The organism is Streptomyces xanthochromogenes, from assembly GCF_014650455.1.
In the GTDB taxonomy this organism is placed as follows: domain Bacteria; phylum Actinomycetota; class Actinomycetes; order Streptomycetales; family Streptomycetaceae; genus Streptomyces; species Streptomyces xanthochromogenes.
The window spans coordinates 1-18,787 of sequence record NZ_BMUZ01000008.1; the positions used below are offsets into that span (position 1 = coordinate 1).

The 18,787-nt window shown below is 71.2% G+C and carries 18 protein-coding genes; 8 read left to right on the forward strand and 10 right to left on the reverse strand.

The window, feature by feature from the left end; genetic code table 11:
- Positions 1-83 precede the first annotated feature (83 nt).
- From IE267_RS20940 to IE267_RS20970, 8 genes are all read right to left on the reverse strand, one after another.
- Entirely contained in the window at positions 84-497 is a 414-nt protein-coding gene (locus tag IE267_RS20940; RefSeq protein WP_167152861.1) for a rhodanese-like domain-containing protein, read from the reverse strand.
- Entirely contained in the window at positions 494-1,045 is a 552-nt protein-coding gene (locus tag IE267_RS20945; RefSeq protein WP_193587844.1) for a cupin domain-containing protein, read from the reverse strand. The genes IE267_RS20940 and IE267_RS20945 overlap by 4 nt, the downstream gene beginning before the upstream one ends.
- A 150-nt stretch (positions 1,046-1,195) precedes the next feature.
- Positions 1,196-1,282 (reverse strand): putative leader peptide, encoded by an 87-nt coding sequence (locus IE267_RS40450; protein ID WP_311605579.1) that lies wholly within the window; start codon positions 1,280-1,282, stop codon positions 1,196-1,198.
- A 143-nt stretch (positions 1,283-1,425) separates the two neighbouring features.
- Entirely contained in the window at positions 1,426-3,117 is a 1,692-nt protein-coding gene (locus tag IE267_RS20950; RefSeq protein WP_189764242.1) for an FAD-dependent monooxygenase, read from the reverse strand.
- Between the two features lie 143 nt (positions 3,118-3,260).
- Positions 3,261-4,172: an amino acid ABC transporter permease gene (locus IE267_RS20955; protein WP_167152859.1), complete on the reverse strand. Its 912-nt coding sequence runs from the start codon at positions 4,170-4,172 to the stop codon at positions 3,261-3,263.
- A complete protein-coding gene (locus IE267_RS20960) occupies positions 4,169-4,816 on the reverse strand; it encodes an amino acid ABC transporter permease (RefSeq protein ID WP_161246404.1) in 648 nt (215 codons plus the stop codon). The genes IE267_RS20955 and IE267_RS20960 overlap by 4 nt, the downstream gene beginning before the upstream one ends.
- A gap of 200 nt (positions 4,817-5,016) precedes the next feature.
- Complete coding sequence (locus tag IE267_RS20965) at positions 5,017-5,937, reverse strand: glutamate ABC transporter substrate-binding protein (RefSeq protein WP_167152857.1); 921 nt, start codon at positions 5,935-5,937, stop codon at positions 5,017-5,019.
- A 360-nt stretch (positions 5,938-6,297) separates the two neighbouring features.
- Entirely contained in the window at positions 6,298-7,083 is a 786-nt protein-coding gene (locus tag IE267_RS20970) for an amino acid ABC transporter ATP-binding protein (RefSeq protein ID WP_161246400.1), read from the reverse strand.
- Positions 7,084-7,377: 294 nt separating this feature from the next.
- Here IE267_RS20970 and IE267_RS20975 point away from each other — a divergent pair, with 294 nt between their 5' ends.
- Together IE267_RS20975 and IE267_RS20980 are read left to right on the forward strand one after the other, a co-directional pair.
- Positions 7,378-8,079, forward strand: a complete 702-nt coding sequence (locus IE267_RS20975) for a response regulator transcription factor (protein ID WP_161246398.1) — start codon at positions 7,378-7,380, stop codon at positions 8,077-8,079.
- 15 nt (positions 8,080-8,094) lie between these two features.
- Positions 8,095-9,498 carry a sensor histidine kinase gene (locus tag IE267_RS20980; protein WP_167152856.1) on the forward strand — a complete coding sequence of 468 codons (1,404 nt, stop codon included), beginning with the start codon at positions 8,095-8,097 and terminating at the stop codon, positions 9,496-9,498.
- A gap of 135 nt (positions 9,499-9,633) precedes the next feature.
- Here IE267_RS20980 and IE267_RS20985 read toward each other — a convergent pair whose 3' ends face one another.
- Positions 9,634-10,629, reverse strand: a complete 996-nt coding sequence (locus tag IE267_RS20985) for a TAXI family TRAP transporter solute-binding subunit (protein WP_189764243.1) — start codon at positions 10,627-10,629, stop codon at positions 9,634-9,636.
- 128 nt (positions 10,630-10,757) lie between these two features.
- Between IE267_RS20985 and miaB the strand changes: the two genes are divergently transcribed.
- Together miaB and IE267_RS20995 are read left to right on the forward strand one after the other, a co-directional pair.
- Entirely contained in the window at positions 10,758-12,278 is a 1,521-nt protein-coding gene (gene miaB, locus IE267_RS20990; RefSeq protein WP_373304575.1) for a tRNA (N6-isopentenyl adenosine(37)-C2)-methylthiotransferase MiaB, read from the forward strand.
- 76 nt (positions 12,279-12,354) lie between these two features.
- Positions 12,355-13,059 (forward strand): class III extradiol dioxygenase subunit B-like domain-containing protein, encoded by a 705-nt coding sequence (locus IE267_RS20995; RefSeq protein ID WP_189764244.1) that lies wholly within the window; start codon positions 12,355-12,357, stop codon positions 13,057-13,059.
- Positions 13,060-13,335: 276 nt separating this feature from the next.
- On the opposite strand, the gene IE267_RS21000 is transcribed toward IE267_RS20995, so the two are convergent.
- Positions 13,336-13,608 carry a hypothetical protein gene (locus IE267_RS21000; RefSeq protein ID WP_161250293.1) on the reverse strand — a complete coding sequence of 91 codons (273 nt, stop codon included), beginning with the start codon at positions 13,606-13,608 and terminating at the stop codon, positions 13,336-13,338.
- A 182-nt stretch (positions 13,609-13,790) separates the two neighbouring features.
- Between IE267_RS21000 and miaA the strand changes: the two genes are divergently transcribed.
- From miaA to IE267_RS21020, 4 genes are all read left to right on the forward strand, one after another.
- Positions 13,791-14,729, forward strand: coding sequence for a tRNA (adenosine(37)-N6)-dimethylallyltransferase MiaA (gene miaA / locus IE267_RS21005; protein WP_189764245.1), 939 nt, complete (start codon positions 13,791-13,793; stop codon positions 14,727-14,729).
- 107 nt (positions 14,730-14,836) lie between these two features.
- Positions 14,837-15,415 carry a hypothetical protein gene (locus IE267_RS21010; protein WP_167156118.1) on the forward strand — a complete coding sequence of 193 codons (579 nt, stop codon included), beginning with the start codon at positions 14,837-14,839 and terminating at the stop codon, positions 15,413-15,415.
- A 174-nt stretch (positions 15,416-15,589) separates the two neighbouring features.
- On the forward strand, positions 15,590-16,453 hold the full coding sequence (gene dapF / locus IE267_RS21015) for a diaminopimelate epimerase (RefSeq protein ID WP_167152852.1): 864 nt from the start codon (positions 15,590-15,592) through the stop codon (positions 16,451-16,453).
- A gap of 206 nt (positions 16,454-16,659) precedes the next feature.
- Complete coding sequence (locus IE267_RS21020; protein WP_161245464.1) at positions 16,660-18,744, forward strand: RelA/SpoT family protein; 2,085 nt, start codon at positions 16,660-16,662, stop codon at positions 18,742-18,744.
- The last annotated feature ends 43 nt before the right edge of the window (positions 18,745-18,787 follow it).

An 18,787-nucleotide genomic window follows, 5' to 3' on the forward strand; every position in this document is an offset into this window, starting at 1 on the left:
CGGCCGCACCGCCCGGCACCGGCCGCACCGCCCGGCACCGGCCGCACCGCCCGGCACCGACGGCGGGCGCGCCCCCCGCGCGGTTACGCGTCAGGCGACGCAGGCGAAACCGGCAGGCCCGCCGCCCGCCACGCCTGGAAACCGCCGATCAGATCCGTCGCCCGGTACAGCCCCAACTGCCGCAACGACACCGCCGCGAGGGACGACGCATACCCCTCGTTGCAGACCACCACCACCCGCAGACCGTGCCCCGTCGCCTCCGCCGCACGATGACTGCCCCGCGGATCGAGACGCCACTCCAACTCATTGCGCTCCACGACCAGCGCCCCGGGAATCAGCCCGTCCCGCTCCCGCAACGCCGCATACCGGATGTCCACCAACAGCGCCCCGTCGGCCGCCTCGGCGAACGCCTCCCGCGCCGTCACCCGGTCCAGCCCGTCCCTGACCCGCTCCAACAACTCATCGATGCCCACCGGCTCCGAGCCGTCCCCGCTCACTGCCAGTCCTCCGGACGCTCGACCTGCTCCACCCGCAGCACCGCACCCGTACGGCTGTACCGCCGGATCAGCGGCAGCGGCGGATAGTAGGCATGCACCGAAACCGCATGCTCGGTCCGGGACTCGTTGCGTACCTCATGCACATGATGCGGCCCGAAAGCCCGGCCCCCGCCCGCCCCCAACTCCCTTGAGCGGTCCACCCCTTCGGCGAGCTCCAGCATCCTCCAGCCCTCGGTGGGCAGCCGCGCCGCGAGCGAATCCTCCCGCAGCGCACCGGCCGCCGTGGCGAACGCCCCATGGGAACCGCCATGATCGTGCCACCCCGTCCCGGTACCCGGGGGCCAGCCGATCAGCCAGGCCTCACTGCCACCCGGACCATCGAGGCGCACCCACGTCCGCCCCTGATCGTCGAGCGGCAACGAAGCGATCAGAGCGGTGTCCGCGGCGGTACGGCGGGCGAAGTCGAGCAGCTCCGCCGCACTCGGCGCAGAACCAGAACCGGAGCCGGAACCAGCACCGGGCCCCGCCGTGGCGGAGGAGGCGGGCACGGAAGGGCGGACAGGAGGGCTGACAAGAGGACTGACAGAAGGGCTGACGGAGAGCGACACGAAGGACCGTCCTGAGGAAGTTCGCGAATGCGCGCGTACGGCCGACGGCAACACAAGGGCGCGGCGGCACGGCGCGGAGGGAAAGGCGAATCAGCAGGACGGACGACACACGCAGCCCGCATAGCGGACGAGGTCCATATGGACCCTCCGCCACAGGCGCACATCGGTGTCGGTCACGTTTCGGAGTAGACCATGGACGCCTGCGCCGGTCAATCAGTGTTCGCATGGCGGATGCCCCATGGCGGACACAGCCCACCGACGACCGTTCACCGATGACGGCTCAGCGACAACAGATCACCGATGACAACAATCGACAGCTGTCACTTGACGTCCGCCGTCCGCTCCGCCTCCTCCACCCCCACCGCGCCGTTCCCGGCCTCCCCGCTCCCGGCCCCCACACCACCGGCCCCACCGGCACCCCCGGCAGAAGCACCCCCCACACCCCGCCCCGCCCCACCCCGTACCGCATCGGCCGCCGCGAACAGCTCATCGGGCTGCACCCCGTTGAACGCCGCCACCAGATGACCATCGGGCCGCACCAGCAGCACAGCATGGGCCGGAGCCCCCGGATACGCCTCCGCCACCAGCAGCTCCGCATCCAGCGGAAGGGCACCCACCGCCGCGTCCAGCGCCGGCATCACCCCCGCCGTCAACCAATGACGCCGATCCCACACACCCGTACCCGGAGCCACGAGCACCACAAGCAGCCGGCCCCGGCCCAACCGGTCCCGCAGCGGCACCGTCGCACCGTCGGGCGCCATCACCAGCACATCCGCCGCCGGACCACCCCACTGCGTACCCACCGCGATGTGCGACTCGGCCGGCTCCGGCGCCAGCGGCGAATCCGGGTAAGCCGGCGGAGCACCCAGCGGACCACGCCCCAGATGACCATCCGTCACCAACGCGTCATGACCCCGCGCCGCCCCCGGAATCCACCCACGCAACCCCGCCCCGCCCCGCAGGACCGGCAACGATTGATCGGCCGCACGCAGCCGGGCCGCGACCGCCGAACGCCGCTCCGCCTGATAGCTGTCCAACAGCCCCTCCGACACCCCGTGATGCCACGCCCGGGCCAGCTTCCAGGCCAGGTTCTGCGCATCCCGCAGCCCCTCGTCCAGCGCCTGCGTGCCGAGCGCACCCAGCAGATGCGCGGCGTCCCCCGCCAAAAACGCACGCCGCACCCGCCAGCGCCGCGCCAGCCGGTGATGCACCGTATGAACACCCGTGTCCAACAGCTCGTACGGCCCGGCCTCACCGCACCAGCCCGCCAACGTGTCCCGGATCCGGCCCACCAACGCGTCCGGCGTGACCAGTTCGGCACGCGGCGGAAGCAGCCAGTCCAACCGCCACACACCGTCCCGCAGAGGCCGCGCCGTCACCTCGTCACCACCCGCCCGCCACGGTGGCAACCGGTGCGACAACGCCTCACCCGGCCACGGCAGTTCCGTACGCAACGCCACAACGGCCTGCCGCTCCACCGCCGTTCGGCCCGTGAAGCGCACGTCCAGCAACTTGCGGACCGTGGAGCGGGCACCGTCGCAGCCCACCGCGAAACTCCCGCGCCACCACGTCCCGCCCGGCCCCGACGTGTGCGCGGACACACCCTCCGCGTCCTGCTCCAGCCCATCCAGACGGCTGTGCGGGACGATCCGCACCAGACCCGAGGCGGACACCGCGGCCCGCAACCCACGCGTCAGCGCATGCTGCGGCACATGCACCGGCGACGGCCCGCCGCCCCCCGGCCCCTCGCCGAACTCGACACGACGCAGCAGCTGACCACGCCGCATCGACCGCCACGCAACCCAGCGGGCCCCCTCGTCCCGCACCGCCGCACACCCCAGGCCCGCCACGAACGCCGCGATGTCCGGCCGCAGCACGACCGTACGCACCCCGCGGGGCTCCTCCTTGCCGGGCCCCTCGTCCAGGACGACGGACGGCACCCCCTGCGCGGCCAGCGACAGAGCGAGCGCCAGTCCCACCGGACCGGCGCCGACGACGATCACCGGGTCCACGGCGTGGCTCCAAAGACGCGTCGGGACGGCTTGCAGGTGGCGCGGGGAACCCGGTGCACGATCACAGAACGTATGCAACCCACTGCGCGTGCTTGCGTCAAGTGACGGAGGCAGCGACGCGAACGCCACTGCCTCATATGCCGTCAGTTCGTGGCGGCAGGCGCCACATCCGGCCCATCGGCCCCGTCGGAGGCCGGCGCCGAACCCGGCCCGTCACCGGAGACCGGAGCGGCGGCCGACACCGCGATACCGGTCTTCGCCCGACGCCCCCGCTTCTCGATCCACGTGGCCAGAGCCGACAGCAGCAGACACATCGCCACATAGATCGTGCCGATCACCACGATCGTCGACACATACGGGTACTGGCCGTTGACCTGCGTATTGCTCGCGATCAGACGCGCCGTCTGCAACAACTCCGGATACAGGATGATGAAACCGAGCGACGTGTCCTTCAGCGTCACCACCAACTGGCTGATGATCGTCGGCAACATCGCACGCACGGCCTGCGGCATCAGCACACTGACCATGACCTGCGTCTTGCTCATCCCCAGCGCGTACGCCGCCTCACGCTGCCCCCTGGGCACCGCGTTCACCCCCGCGCGCAGCACCTCCGCCTGCACACAGCCGTTGTAGATCGACAGGCCCAGCGCCAGCGCCCACATCGAATAGTCGGCGAGGAAACCGATCCACACCGCGTAGATCGTGATGAGCAACGGGATCGAACGGAACAGCTCGATGAACGCCGTCGCCACCCACCGCACCGGCTTGTGGTCCGAAAGCCGGCCCACCACCAGCACCACACCCAGCACCAGCGAACCCACCGCCGCCAGACCGAACGCCTTCAGCGTGGCGAGCACCGCCTCGGCGATGTTCTGCCGAATCCCCGCGTAGTTGAAGATGTCCCACATCGCGTAGTCGAGATCGCCCTTGGCCGACAGCCGCACCACGGCCACCACGACCAGAGCGAGCAGGGCGAGCGAACCCACCACCGCATAGATCCGGTTGCGGACGACGGCCTTCGGGCCGGGGGCGTCGTACAGAACGCTGGCACTCATCGGGCGACCTCCATGCGGCGCTCCAGAAGACGGAAGAGACCGCTCATCGCGAAGGTGACGATCAGATAGCCCAGAGCCACCCACAGGAAGACCGGCACGATGTCGTAGCCGTCCTCACTCATCAGCTTCTGCCAGCCGAACAGCTCGGCCACACTGAACGCACCCGCGATCGCCGAGTTCTTCGTCAGCGCGATGAAGATCGAACTCAGCGGCGGGATGACCGTCCGGGTGGCCTGCGGCAGCACGATCAGGCTCAAGGTCTGCGTGAAGCTCATCCCGATCGAACGAGCCGCCTCCGCCTGCCCCAGCGGCACCGTACTGATGCCGGACCGCACCGCCTCGCACACGAACGACGCCGTGTAGAAACCGAGCGCCAGCGAACCCAGCAGGAACGGGCTCATACCGGGGAAGAAGATCTCCGGCACGACGAAGAAGAAGACCAGGAAGAGCAGCGTCAGCGGCGTGTTGCGCAGCAGCGTCACCCAGGCCGTGCCGAAGAACCGCAGCGGCGGCACGGGCGACACCCGGAAACCGGCGAGCAGCAGTCCAAGGACCAGGGCGATGACCGAGCTGACGGCGGTGATCTCCACGGTGCCTATGAAGCCGTCGCGGAACTCCGCGAAATGGTCGAGCAGTACGTTCATGGGGTCTCCGCGTCGGCGGGCAGCGGCTGGGGCATCGGTCGGGACAACGGGTGCAACGGGTGCACCAGGTACAGCGGCTGCACCGCACACAACGGGTGCAGCGGGTGCAGCGGATGGGGCAACGGGCGAGACCTCACGGCCTCGCGAAGAACAGGGCCCGGCGCCCCGTACCGCGTACGGGACGCCGCGACCCGCGTCGATCAGTAACGGGCGACGGCCGGCGGAGCCTGGTACGCCGAACCGGACAGGCCGAGCGTGGCGTCGTAGATCTTCTTGTACGTGCCGTCCTGCTCGTGCTTCTCCAGCGCGCTGTCGATGAAGTCACGCAGCGCCTTGTCGTCCTTGTTCATGCCGATGCCGTACGGCTCCTCGGTGAACGGCTTGCCGACGACCCGCAGCTTCTCCTTGTTCTTGGCGGCGTAGCCCTTGAGGATCGCGTCGTCCGTAGTGACCGCGTCGACCTGCTTGGACAGGAGCTGCTGCACACAGTCCGAGTACTTCGACAGCTCGACGACGGAAGCGCCGTACTCGGGCTTCTTGATCTCCTGGAGCGGCGTGGAGCCAACGATCGAGCAGACCTTCTTGCCCTTCACCGCGTCCTTGCCGGTGATCGAGGTGTCGTCCTTGCGCACCAGGAGGTCGGCGCCCGCCTTGTAGTACGGCCCGGCGAAGCCCACCTGCTGCTTGCGCTTGTCGTTGATCGTGTACGTGCCGACGTAGTAGTCGACCTGGCCCTTGGAGATCGCCGTCTCACGCACACCGGAGTCGACGGTCTTCCACTCGATCTGGTCGGCCTTGAAACCCAGATCGGCGGCGATCATCTTGGCGATCTCGACGTCGAAGCCGGAACGCTCCTTGGTCGACTGGTCCTCGAAACCGAGGTAGGGCTGGTCGGCCTTGGAGCCGATGACCAGCTTGCCGCGCGCCTTGGCCGCCTTGAGGGTCGGCGAGTCGAGCGTGACGCCGGAGGCGACGGTGTACGTGGGCAGCTGCGGCGCGCCGCTGGAACCCGGCTGGGCGGCCTGCTTGTCACCGGCGGAGCCTGACTTGCCGCCACAGGCGGTCGCGGTCAGGGCGAACACGGCGATCGCCGCGACGGCGGCGGACTTGCGGAGCATCATGGCGAACATTCCTTGTGTCGTTGGTCGGTGGTCGTCATCGGTCGGCGACGGCCGTTCTGCTACTGCCCGGTGTCACGAACTGCCCGGTACCAAGGGCCAGTTGACCTTGGATCTCGGTCATCTGTCAGCTGTTGTCCGACAGTCGCCGTGGCCCGACGGCCATCGGGCCACGGCCCCGGCCGTCGTCACCGGGCAGCCGGGCCGTATCGGGCGGCCGGTCCGGCCGGCCGGACCTCGGCGGTCGTCGACAGCGGTCGGCCGGTCAGCGGTCGGCCGGTCCGGGGCGATCGTCGGCAGCCGTCAGATAGCAGTCGTCAGCCGTCAGATGGCAGATGGCAGATGTCGTCAAGCGTCAAGTCGTCAGTGGTGCAGGATCTTCGACAGGAAGTCCTTGGCCCGGTCGCTGCGCGGGTTGCTGAAGAACTGGTCGGGCGTGGCCTCCTCGACGATCTTGCCGTCGGCCATGAAGACGACCCGGTTGGCCGCGGAGCGGGCGAAGCCCATCTCGTGCGTGACCACGACCATCGTCATCCCGTCCCGCGCCAGCTGCTGCATGACCTCGAGGACCTCGTTGATCATCTCAGGGTCCAGCGCCGAGGTGGGCTCGTCGAAGAGCATCACCTTCGGGTCCATCGCCAACGCCCGCGCGATCGCGACACGTTGCTGCTGACCGCCCGAGAGCTGCGCCGGGTACTTGTCGGCCTGCGTCCCCACACCGACCCGGTCGAGCAGGGTCCGCGCCTTCTGCTCGGCGGACTGCTTGTCCGCCTTGCGGACCTTCACCTGGCCCAGCATGACGTTCTCGAGGACCGTCTTGTGCGCGAACAGGTTGAACGACTGGAAGACCATGCCGACATCGGCCCGCAGCCGCGCCAGCTCCCGGCCCTCCTGGGGCAGCGGCCTGCCGTCGATCGAGATCGCCCCGGAATCGATCGTCTCCAGGCGGTTGATGGTGCGGCACAGCGTGGACTTCCCGGACCCCGAGGGCCCGATGACGACGACGACCTCGCCACGGGCGATGGTCAGGTCGATGTCCTGGAGCACATGCAGCGCGCCGAAGTGCTTGTTGACGTTGTTCAGCACGACCAGGTCACCCGACGCCGGTATGGCGTCCTCGGTCCCCTTGGCCACTGATACTCCGCTCATCGGCTTCTTGCTCCGTCCCACTCGGTTGGGGAGGACCGTAGTGGTGAGTTGTGACCAGCGTCATTACATCTGAGCGGAACTTGAGCATAACGATCCGGTAGCGCCGCAGCACTCTGGGTGAACGGGCACCCCGGCGGAATACCGGCTCCGTAACGGATGATGCGAAGGGGCGGGCGCCCCCTTGACCGAAGTGGCGACCATGGGCATGGATTCGGGGGTACGTGCCGTGATGCGGCCGATGAACACTTCGTGCGCGGGCCCCGAGCGGCCTCGACGCAGCCAGGGAGGGGGGCCATGAGACTGCTGCTCGTCGAGGACGACGACCACGTCGCCGCCGCCCTGTCTGCCGTCCTCGCCAAGCACGGCTTCGAGGTGAAGCACGCCCGCAACGGAGAAGAGGCGCTGCAGGCGCTCCTTCCCGACGAGCGCTGCACCAGACCGCCCTTCGGCGTGGTCCTGCTCGACCTCGGACTGCCCGACCAGGACGGCTACGAGGTCTGCGGCAAGATCCGCAAGCGCAGCTCCATCCCCGTGATCATGGTGACCGCGCGCGCCGACGTCCGCTCCCGCATCCACGGCCTGAACCTCGGCGCCGACGACTACGTCGTCAAGCCCTACGACACCGGCGAACTCATCGCCCGTATCCACGCCGTCATCCGGCGCCCCCCGCCCGGCGCGCGGCCCGAGTCCGACGACACCGAACTGCGCTTCGGCCGCGTACAGATCGAGCTGCCCACCCGCCGCGTCAGCGTCGACGGCGAAGGCGTCCAGCTGACCCGCAAGGAGTTCGACCTGCTCGCCCTCCTGGCCCAGCGCCCCGGCGTCGTCTTCCGCCGGGAACAGATCATCAGCGAGGTCTGGCGCACCAGTTGGGAAGGCACCGGCCGCACCCTCGAAGTGCACGTCGCATCGCTGCGCTCCAAACTGCGCATGCCCGCACTGATCGAGACCGTGCGCGGCGTCGGCTACCGGCTCGTCGCGCCGGCCGCCCTCTGAGGCCCGAGAAGCCCGGTGCGCACCCGACTTCTCCCGCTCCTCATCTTCCTGCTCGCGCTCGTCCTGGTCGCGTTCGGCTTCCCGCTCGCCCTGAGCGTGGCCCACGCACAGCAGCAGGCGGTGGTCATCGACCGCATCGACGACACCGCACGCTTCGCGGCCCTCGCCCAGTTCGTCACCGCCCCCGACGGCAACGACACCAGCAGCGCGGAACGGCTCACCACCCTGGAGGAGGAACTGTCGCGCTACTCGACCCTGTACGGGATCAAGGCCGGCGTGTTCTTCCGCAACGGCAGCGCCATGGCGAGCGCCCCCCAGGGCTGGCAGGCGCCCGCCAAGGGCCAGGGATACCTCGCCTTCCACGAGGCGCTCGCCGGACGCCGCAGCCACGACCCGGCCCAGGTCTGGCCGTGGCAGCGCGGCCGCCTGGTCGTGGCCTCGCCCGTGGTGCGCGAGGGCGACGTCATCGCGGTCGTGGTCACCGACTCGCCCACCGGAAGCATGCGCTCCCACACCCTGCGCGGCTGGCTGCTCATCGGGGCGGGCGAGTTGGCGGCGATGCTGCTCGCGGTCGGCGCGGCGGTCCGGCTCACCGGCTGGGTGCTCAGACCCGTACGCGTCCTGGACGCCGTCACCCACGACATCGCCACCGGACGCATGAACTCCCGCGTCGCCGCCGCCGGCGGACCGCCCGAACTCCGCAGGCTGGCGCACTCGTTCAACGAAATGGCCGACAACGTCGAGGAAGTCCTGGAACAGCAGCGCGCGTTCGTCGCCGACGCCTCCCACCAACTGCGCAACCCGCTGTCCGCCCTGCTGCTCCGCATCGAGCTCCTCGCCCTCGAACTCCCCGAAGGCAACGAGGAGATCGCCTCGGTGCGCACCGAGGGCAAGCGCCTGGCCCAGGTCCTCGACGACCTGCTGGGCCTCGCCCTCGCGGAGCACGCCGCGGCGGATCTCCGGCTCATCGACATCGGGGCGCTGGCGGGGGAGCGGGTCGCCGCCTGGCGCCCGCTCGCCGAGGACAAGGGCGTACGGCTGCGCGCGGACGGATCGGCCGCCGCGACCGGCTGGGCGGACCCCGTGGCGCTGTCCAGCGCGCTCGACGCGGTGATCGACAACGCGCTGAAGTTCACGCCCGCGGGCGAGGACGTCCGGGTCTCCGTGGGGGCGCGGGGTCCCCGGGTCAGCGTGACGGTGACCGACCGCGGCCCCGGCCTCACCGACGAGGAACTGGGCCGCGTCGGCGACCGCTTCTGGCGTGCGGGCCGTCACCAGAACGTCAAGGGCTCGGGCCTCGGCCTCTCCATCGCCCGCACCCTGCTCGCAGCCGGCGGCGGAACGATCGCCTACGCCCACCACGAGCCGAACGGCCTGAGCGTGACGGTCACGGTGCCGCGTACGCAGCCGGAGGGGTGAGCACCGCAGGGACGCCGCCCGGCAGCGGCAGCCGACATGTGACAGCGGACAGCCGGCAGCCGACAGCTGACGTGTGACAGATTTCAGATGTCGTCGGTCAGCTCGCGTCGGTCAGATCGCGACCCAGGACCACCGTCACGGCTTCACCGACCGGTAGTAGTCCCGTGCCCCGTCGTGCAACGGCAGCGGCGCCGTGTAGATGGCCGTGCGCAGATCCACCAGTTGGGCCGCGTGCACTTCCCGTCCGATCCGGTCGCGGCTGTTTATCACCGTACGCGTGAAGCCCTCGGTGAGTGCGGCGTTCGTGCGATCCGTGGTGACCAGGAGGTTCGCCACGGCGATCGTCGGCACGGGAACGCCCCGCTGGGCCTTGGGGTAGGCGTCGGCGGGCATGGTCGCCGCCCGGTAGTAGCCCGTGCTGCCGTCCGCCTTGTGGAGCGCCGACACCAGGTCGGCGAGCGGCACCAGCCGGATCGGGTACGCCTCGGACAGCCGCAGGACTGCCGTGGTCGGCAGGCCCCCCGACCAGAAGAACGCGTCGATCTGATGGTGTCGCAGCAGGTCGGGCATGGTGTCGATGCCCGCGGGGACCGGGGTGATGTCGTGCTGCGGGTCGAGGCCGGCGGCCGGCAGCAGCCGGTCGGCGAGCAGCCGTACGCCGGAGCCCGCCTGCCCGACGGCGACCCGCTTGCCGCGCAGGTCCGCCACGGAGCGCACGGGGGAGCCCTGGGGCACGACCAGCTGGACGTAGTCGTCGTACAGCCGGGCGCAGCCGCGCAGCCGGTCCGCGCCCGGCTTGTTGTCCTTGCGGAACTTGTCGACGGAGTCGGCCGTGGCGATGGTGAAGTCGGACACGCCGTCGGCCACTCGTTGCAGGTTCTCCTGGGAGCCCTGGCTGGTGCGGAGGTCGACCTGGACCCTCGGGAGGTCGGAGGCCAGCGCCTGTTGCAGCAGTTCGCCGTAGCGCTGGTAGACCCCGGTGCGTACCCCCGTACTGAAGTCGATCTTCCCGGCGGGGGTGCGGCCGCCGAACGGCACCAGCCACCACAGGAGCAGCCCGAGGGCGACCAGGGCGGCCGCGGCCGCGGTCAGGGCGCGGCGGCGGCTGAGCCGGGGCAGGGCGGGGAGCATGGCTGGATCCTGCCAGTTCCCTGCCCGGGAGGACCAGGGGTGGTTCCGGCGGGTTCGCCTGGCGTACCGGGCTTTCGCGGCCGGTGCCGCCGGGCTCGGCGCTTGATCGGAGCCCTTACCCTGGACGGGTGAGCGGTATCGACGTGGCAGGCGGAGCGGTGGACGGTTTCAAAACGTACGAGGTGCGCACCTACGGGTGCCAGATGAACGTCCATGACTCCGAGCGGCTGTCCGGCCTCCTCGAAGGGGCCGGTTACGTCCGTGCGCCCGAGGGCGCCGACGGCGACGCCGATGTCGTCGTGTTCAACACCTGCGCGGTGCGGGAGAACGCGGACAACAAGCTGTACGGCAACCTCGGCCGCCTCGCTCCGATGAAGACGAAGCGGCCCGGGATGCAGATCGCCGTCGGCGGCTGCCTGGCGCAGAAGGACCGCGACACGATCGTGCAGCGGGCGCCCTGGGTCGACGTCGTCTTCGGCACGCACAACATCGGCAAGCTGCCGGTGCTCCTGGAGCGCGCCCGCATCCAGGAGGAGGCGCAGGTCGAGATCGCCGAGTACCTGGAGGCGTTCCCCTCCACCCTGCCGACCCGCCGCGAGTCCGCGTACGCGGCCTGGGTGTCCATCTCGGTGGGCTGCAACAACACGTGCACGTTCTGCATCGTTCCGGCGCTGCGCGGCAAGGAGAAGGACCGCCGGCCCGGCGACATCCTGGCCGAGATCGAGGCGCTGGTCGGTGAGGGCGTCTCCGAGATCACGCTGCTCGGGCAGAACGTGAACGCGTACGGCTCGGACATCGGTGACCGTGAGGCGTTCAGCAAGCTGCTGCGGGCCTGCGGGAACATCGAGGGTCTGGAGCGGGTGCGCTTCACCTCGCCGCACCCGCGGGACTTCACGGACGACGTGATCGCCGCGATGGCCGAGACCCCGAACGTGATGCCGCAGCTGCACATGCCGTTGCAGTCGGGTTCGGACACCGTGCTCAAGGCGATGCGCCGCTCGTACCGGCAGGAGCGTTTCCTCGGGATCATCGAGAAGGTGCGTGCCGCGATTCCGCACGCCGCGATCTCCACCGACATCATCGTGGGCTTCCCCGGCGAGACCGAGGAGGACTTCGAGCAGACCATGCACACGGTCCGTGAGGCCCGCTTCGCGAACGCGTTCACCTTCCAGTACTCCAAGCGCCCCGGCACGCCGGCGGCGACGATGGACGGGCAGATCCCCAAGGAGGTCGTCCAGGACCGCTACATGCGCCTGTCCGCCCTGCAGGAGGAGATCTCCTGGGAGGAGAACAAGAAGCAGGTCGGCCGCGTGTTGGAGGTCATGGTCGCGGAGGGCGAGGGCCGTAAGGACGGCTCGACCCAGCGTCTGTCCGGCCGTGCCCCCGACAACCGTCTCGTCCACTTCACCAAGCCGGACGACGAGGTGCGCCCGGGCGATGTGGTGACCGTCGAGATCACCTATGCCGCCCCGCACCACCTGCTCGCCGAGGGCCCGACGAGCGCGGTACGCCGCACGCGTGCGGGCGATGCCTGGGAGAAGCGCAACGCCGAGCCCGCGCGGAAGCCGGCCGGGGTGATGCTCGGTCTGCCGTCCGTCGGCGCGCCGGCTCCGCTGCCGGAGCCCACGGGCGGCTGCTCGGTCCTCTAGCCGGACCGCTCCCGCTGCCGGTGTACGGGCGGCGGTGGCAGGGCCCGGGCGCCGGAACCGGACTAGGCTTCGGATCATGCTCGTAGCCGCCGCTGTCTGCCCCTGCCCGCCCCTCCTGGTGCCCGACGTGGCCGCCGGTGCCGCGCCGGAACTCGACGCGGCCCGCGACGCCTGCGCCGACGCGGTGGGCCTGCTCGCCGCGTCGCGGCCCGATCTCCTCGTCGTGGTCGGACCGGCCGAGCAAGGGGGCACGTTCCGGCAGGGTGCGGTGGGTTCGTTCGCCGGGTACGGCGTGGACGTCCGCGTGCGGTTGGGGCGCGGCGAATCGGCGGCTGCCCCGAGTCTGCCGGTGTCGCTCGCGGTCGGTGCCTGGCTCTTGGAGCGCGCGGGATGGGCGGACACCCCGGTCGAGGGGCTCGCCGTCGCCGAGGGCCTCGACCCGAAGGCCTGTATCGCTGCGGGGGAGGAGCTGGCGTCCCGGGCCGACCGGGTCGCCCTGCTCGTCATGGGCGACGGCAGTGCCTGCCGCACGCTCAAGGCGCCGGGCTACCTGGACGAGCGGGCCGCCGGATTCGACGAGATCGCGTCCGCCGCGCTCGGCTCCGCCGACACCGCCGCTCTGATGGGTCTTGACGACCGCCTCGCGCACGAGCTGAAGGTGGCGGGACGGGCGCCCTGGCAGGTGCTCGCCGGTGCGGGCAGCGGCGCCGCCCTCGCCGGGCGGCTCCTCCACGAGGACGCGCCCTACGGAGTCGGCTACTTCGTCGGCGTCTGGTCCTGAAACCTGGTGGGCGTGGTCTGTTTTTGGCCATTCTCGAAACGCCGCACGGAAACGCCGCGCGCCGGGCGCCGCGCGCCGGGCGCCGCGCGCCACACGCCGCATGAAACGTCGCACGCCGCACGGAAACGCCGCACCGAGCCGCATCGCCGAGCCGCCGCACCGAGCCGCCTCACCGAACCGCTTCCGGCCCGTCGTCGGGGCGGCGGCACACCGGAGGGCCGTGGAGCCGGGCAGCTCCACGGCCCTCCGGTGCGCGTGGTTCGGGGTGGGGGACGCCTACTTGCGGACGCCTTCGCCGGCCTCGTTGTCCGCCGCCGCCTCCGCCGACTGCTGCTTGGGGATCTCGACCCCTTCGGCGGCGGCCTCGGCCGGCTCCGCCGCGCCGGACTCGTCGGCGTCCTCGGACACCTCGTGGGCCTCGGCCGCCGACGTCTCGGCGGAGGTGTCGGGGCTCGCCCCCGCCTCGGGCTCGGCCGTCAGCGTCGACCCCGCGGCCTCCTCGGTCGAAGCCTCGGCGGCCTTACGGCGAAACCTTGAAAAAACGCCCATATCTACTCCAAAACGTACTCGTGTGGGCGAAATCCCGCGCCGACCGGAGCGCCTCATTGCGTCGCCCGGCGGCACCGGTCGACAAACCGGCGTTCGGAACCTCGCAACAGGCAACGAACCCGACCGTGTGCCGTCACGTAGCTCGTTCGGGGAGGAGCCGTGAGGTTTGCGAGACTGTGCCGGTGAGAAGTGCAGCTCCCGCACCGCGGGTCATCGCCGTCGTCGGCCCGACAGCGGCCGGAAAGTCCGATCTGGGCGTCTTCCTCGCCCAGCAGCTGGGCGGCGAGGTCGTCAACGCCGACTCCATGCAGCTCTACCGGGGGATGGACATCGGTACGGCCAAGCTGACGCTCGACGAGCGCGGCGGCATCCCGCACCACCTCCTCGACATCTGGGACGTGACGGAACCGGCCAACGTGGCCACCTACCAGCAGCTCGCCCGCGCCGAGATCGACCGGCTGCTCGCCGCGGGACGCACCCCCGTCCTCGTCGGCGGGTCCGGGCTCTATGTGCGCGGCGCGATCGACGTACTGGAGTTCCCCGGCACCGACCCCGAGGTGCGCGCCCGCCTGGAGGGCGAGCTGGAGGAGCGGGGCCCCGGCGCCCTGCACGCCCGCCTCGCCGCCGCCGACCCGGAGGCGGCCCGCGCGATCCTGCCCAGCAACGGCCGCCGGATCGTCCGCGCGCTCGAAGTGATCGAGATCACCGGCCGCCCCTTCACGGCCAACCTGCCCACCCATGAATCGGTGTACGACACCGTGCAGATCGGCGTCGACGTCGGCCGGCCGGAGCTCGACGAGCGCATCACCGTGCGCGTCGACCGGATGTGGGAGGCGGGCCTCGTCGACGAGGTGCGGGCCCTGGAGGAGCGCGGGCTGCGCGAGGGGCGTACCGCCTCGCGGGCGCTCGGCTACCAGCAGGTGCTCGACGCGTTCGCCGGCGAGTGCACCGAGGAGGCGGCGCGCGCCGAAACGGTCCGCGCCACCAAGCGCTTCGCGCGCCGTCAGGACTCCTGGTTCCGGCGCGATCCGCGCGTCCACTGGCTGAGCGGAGCGATGGCGGACCGGGCGGAACTCCCGCGCCAGGCGCTGGCGTTGGTCGAACGAGCGGTTACAGCCTGATCACGTGATGGCATCGGGACGCCCCGCCGGTCATCCCGGCGCTGCTGCCCGTGCCATCATCAAACGTCGATCGACCAGTGGAGTCCGAGTTGGGAGGGCGCGTGGCGATGGAGGCCGGCCCTCGCGACAGAGAGCAGGGATCGCGGCAGGACACCGCGCGCCCCGGCTCGACGGGCCCCGATGCGCCGGTGCCGCACCCCGCGCAAGCGGAATCCGCCGAGGACGCCGCCGACGGCGGGCGGGCGCCGCAGAGCCCGACACCGACACTGGGTTCCGCGGTGCTCGGCGCCTCGGGCCTGAGCCCGGACGGGCCGGAGGACGGCTCCGTCGGAGCGGTCCCCGACGGCGGTGAGGTCGAGGTCGAACTGCGCCCCCAGCGCCGCCTGAGGATCTGGCAACTCGCCCCCATCGTGATGCTCGCCGCCCTCGGCTCGCTCATGTTCGCCTTCCCGCTCGCCTTCGAATTCGGCGACGGCGGACCGGTCGTGGCCATGCTCGGACTGCTCATCAGCTGCTGCGCCGCGGGCTGGGGCATGATGGCCGCCCGCCGCGTCGGCCACACCTGGCCGGGGCTGCCCGGCCGGGGCTCGCGCGAACGCCCCAACTGGCGCGTCCTGGTCCTGTACGTGGTCCTCGCCGCGGTCCTCGTCACGCTCGCCGTCTGGCGCGTGGCACGGCTGCGCTGAGCCCCGCAGCGGCCGACCCAGAGGCCCGCAGCGACCGACCCAGGGCCCCGCAGCGGCCGAACCAGAGGCCCGCAGCAACTGATCCACGGCCGCCCAGCCGCCGAGCCCGGGCCTCGCCGCCGCCCACGGCGGACGCATCGGCGGGCTGTCGGTGGGCCCCCGTACGATTGACGCGTGAACACCTCACCCATCGCCTTCCTCAAGGGCCACGGCACCCAGAACGACTTCGTGATCGTTCCCGACCCGGACAACGCGCTCGACCTGCCGGCCGACGCCGTCGCCCGGCTCTGCGACCGCCGGGCCGGGATCGGCGGCGACGGACTGCTGCACGTGGTGCGCAGCGCCGCCCACCCCGAGGCGAAGGCCATGGCCGACGAGGCCGAATGGTTCATGGACTACCGCAACGGCGACGGCTCGATCGCCGAGATGTGCGGCAACGGCGTCCGCGTCTTCGCGTGGTACCTGGTGCGCGCCGGGCTCGTCGAAGCGGGCGACCTGGCCATCGCGACGCGCGGCGGCGTCAAGAAGGCGCACATCGCCAAGAGCGGTGACGTCACGGTGTCCATGGGCCGCGCCCTGCTCCCCGAGACCGGCGTCACGGTCACCGTGGACGGCCGCAGCTGGCCCGCCCGCAACGTGAACATGGGCAACCCGCACGCGGTGGCCTTCGTGGACGAGCTCGACCACGCCGGCGAACTGCGTGCGGTGCCCCCGTACAGTCCCGCGGGCGTCTACCCGGACGGGGTCAACATCGAGTTCGTCGTGGACCGCGGCCCGCGCCACGTGGCGATGCGGGTCCACGAGCGCGGCGCGGGCGAGACGCTGTCGTGCGGCACCGGCGCCTGCGCGGTCGCCGTCGCCGCCGCCCGCAGGGACGGCGCGGACCCGGCGCTCACCGGCACCCCGGTGACGTACACCGTCGACCTTCCGGGCGGGACGCTCGTCATCACCGAGCACCCGGACGGCGAGATCGAGATGACGGGCCCCGCGGCGATCGTCGCCGAGGGCGTCATCGACCCCGCGCTCCTGGCACGCTGACCGGCCGGGCGGGGCAGGCGCCCCGCCTTGACCGGACCGGTCGGTTTCGAAACGGCGATGGCCGAAACCTTCGCTCGAATGGGTGATCCGGTTCACGCTCGGCGAGAGCGGGACTGCGCCACGTGGTGGGGTCGGTAGCATCAAGCACCGGTCCGACGGGGCACGCCGGTCCCTCATCACCGGTCGATGCCGCCGGAGGTGCCCCCATGAGTGCAGAGGCCCCACATCCTGGTGCTCAGAGCCGCCGCCGCGGCCGCCCCCGGATCGACCTCCGCCGCCTCGGCCGAGCCGCACTGCTCGGCCCGGTCTCCCGCGACCGCCTGCCCGACGCCATCGGGCACGTGGCCGACGCCCACCGGGCCCACCACCCCGACGCCGACCTGGCCGTGCTGCACCGGGCGTACGTCCTCGCGGAAACGTCCCACCGCGGCCAGTTCCGCAAGAGCGGCGAGCCCTACATCACGCACCCCCTCGCCGTGACCCTGATCCTCGCCGAACTCGGCGCGGAAACAACGACGTTGACCGCCTCGCTGCTCCACGACACCGTCGAGGACACCGAAGTGACACTCGATCAGGTGCGCACCGAGTTCGGCGAGGAAGTCACCTATCTGGTGGACGGCGTCACCAAACTGGAGAAGGTCGACTACGGGGCCGCAGCCGAACCCGAGACCTTCCGCAAGATGCTGGTCGCCACCGGCGACGACGTACGCGTGATGTCGATCAAGCTCGCCGACCGGCTGCACAACATGCGCACCCTCGGCGTGATGCGGCCCGAGAAACAGGCCCGGATCGCCAAGGTGACCCGGGACGTCCTGATCCCGCTCGCCGAACGCCTGGGCGTGCAGGCCCTCAAGTCCGAGCTGGAGGACCTCGTCTTCGCGATCCTGCACCCCGAGGAGTACGAGCGCACCCGGATGCTGATCGCGGCCAACTCCGGCACCCTCGACCCGCTCACCGGCATCGCCGACGGGGTGCGCGCGGTGCTGCGCGAGGCCGGCATCAACGCCGAAGTCCTCATCCGGCCACGCCACTTCGTCTCCGTGCACCGGGTGCAGATGAAACGCGGCGAACTGCGTGGCAGCGACTTCGGCCGGCTGCTCGTCCTGGTCGGCGAGGACGCCGACTGCTATGCGGTCCTCGGCGAACTGCACACCTGCTTCACGCCGGTCGTCTCCGAGTTCAAGGACTTCATCGCCGCACCCAAGTTCAACCTGTACCAGTCACTGCACACCGCGGTCGTCGGCCCCGGCGGCGAGGTCGCCGAAGTCCTCATCCGCACGCACCAGATGCACAAGGTCGCCGAGGCGGGCGTCATCGCGCTCGGCAACCCCTACACGGGCGGCCTCGGCGACGGCGCGCAGCAGGCGGGCGACGAGCGGGAGGACCCGACCCGGCCCGGCTGGCTCTCCCGGCTCCTGGACTGGCAGCAGAACGCCCCCGACCCCGACACCTTCTGGTCCTCGCTGCGCGAGGAACTGGCGGGCGACAGCGAGATCACGGTGTTCTGCGCCGACGGCCACACCCTGGTCCTGCCGGCCGGCGCGAGCTGCGTGGACGCGGCGTACGCGCAGTACGGCGCGGTCGCCCACGGCTGTATCGGTGCCCGCGTCAACGGCCGCCTGGCGACGCTCAGTACGGTCCTGCACGACGGTGACACCGTGCAGCTCCTGCTCGCCCAGGACGCCACGTCCGGGCCCTCCGCCGACTGGCTCGACCACGCGAGAACCCCGGCCGCGCGAATCGCGATCAGCGGCTGGCTCGCGGTCAACCCGGAGGGCGTCAAGATCCCGGCCGCGGCCCCTAGGCCGCAGGTCAACGTCCCGGCCGACCGGCGCTCGGGCGGCAATGCGGTGACCGACCTGCCCGATGTGACGGTCCGTCTCGCCGGTTGCTGCACCCCGGTGCCGCCGGACACGGTCACCGGGTTCTCGGTCCGCGGCGCCGCGGTGACCGTCCACCGCCAGGAGTGTCCGGCCGTCGCCCGGATGAAGGCGGTGGGGCGGGCGCCCGTGGAGGTGCGCTGGGGGGAGGCGGCCGCGTGCCGGGTCACCCTGGTCGCCGAGGCCTTCGGCCGTCCCCGTCTGCTCGCCGACCTCACGGAGGCCATCGCCGCCGCCGACGTGGCCGTCGTCTCCGCCACCGTGGAACCCCCCAGTGAACAACGGGTCCGCCACACCTACACCCTTCAGCTCCCGGACGCGGCAGGCCTGCCCGCGCTGATGCGGGCCATGCGGGACGTGGCCGGGGTGTACGACGTGAGCCGGGCGCAGCATCCGGCTGCCGCGGGCTGACGACCGACCCGCGACCGGCAGATGTGGGATGACAGCTTTCATC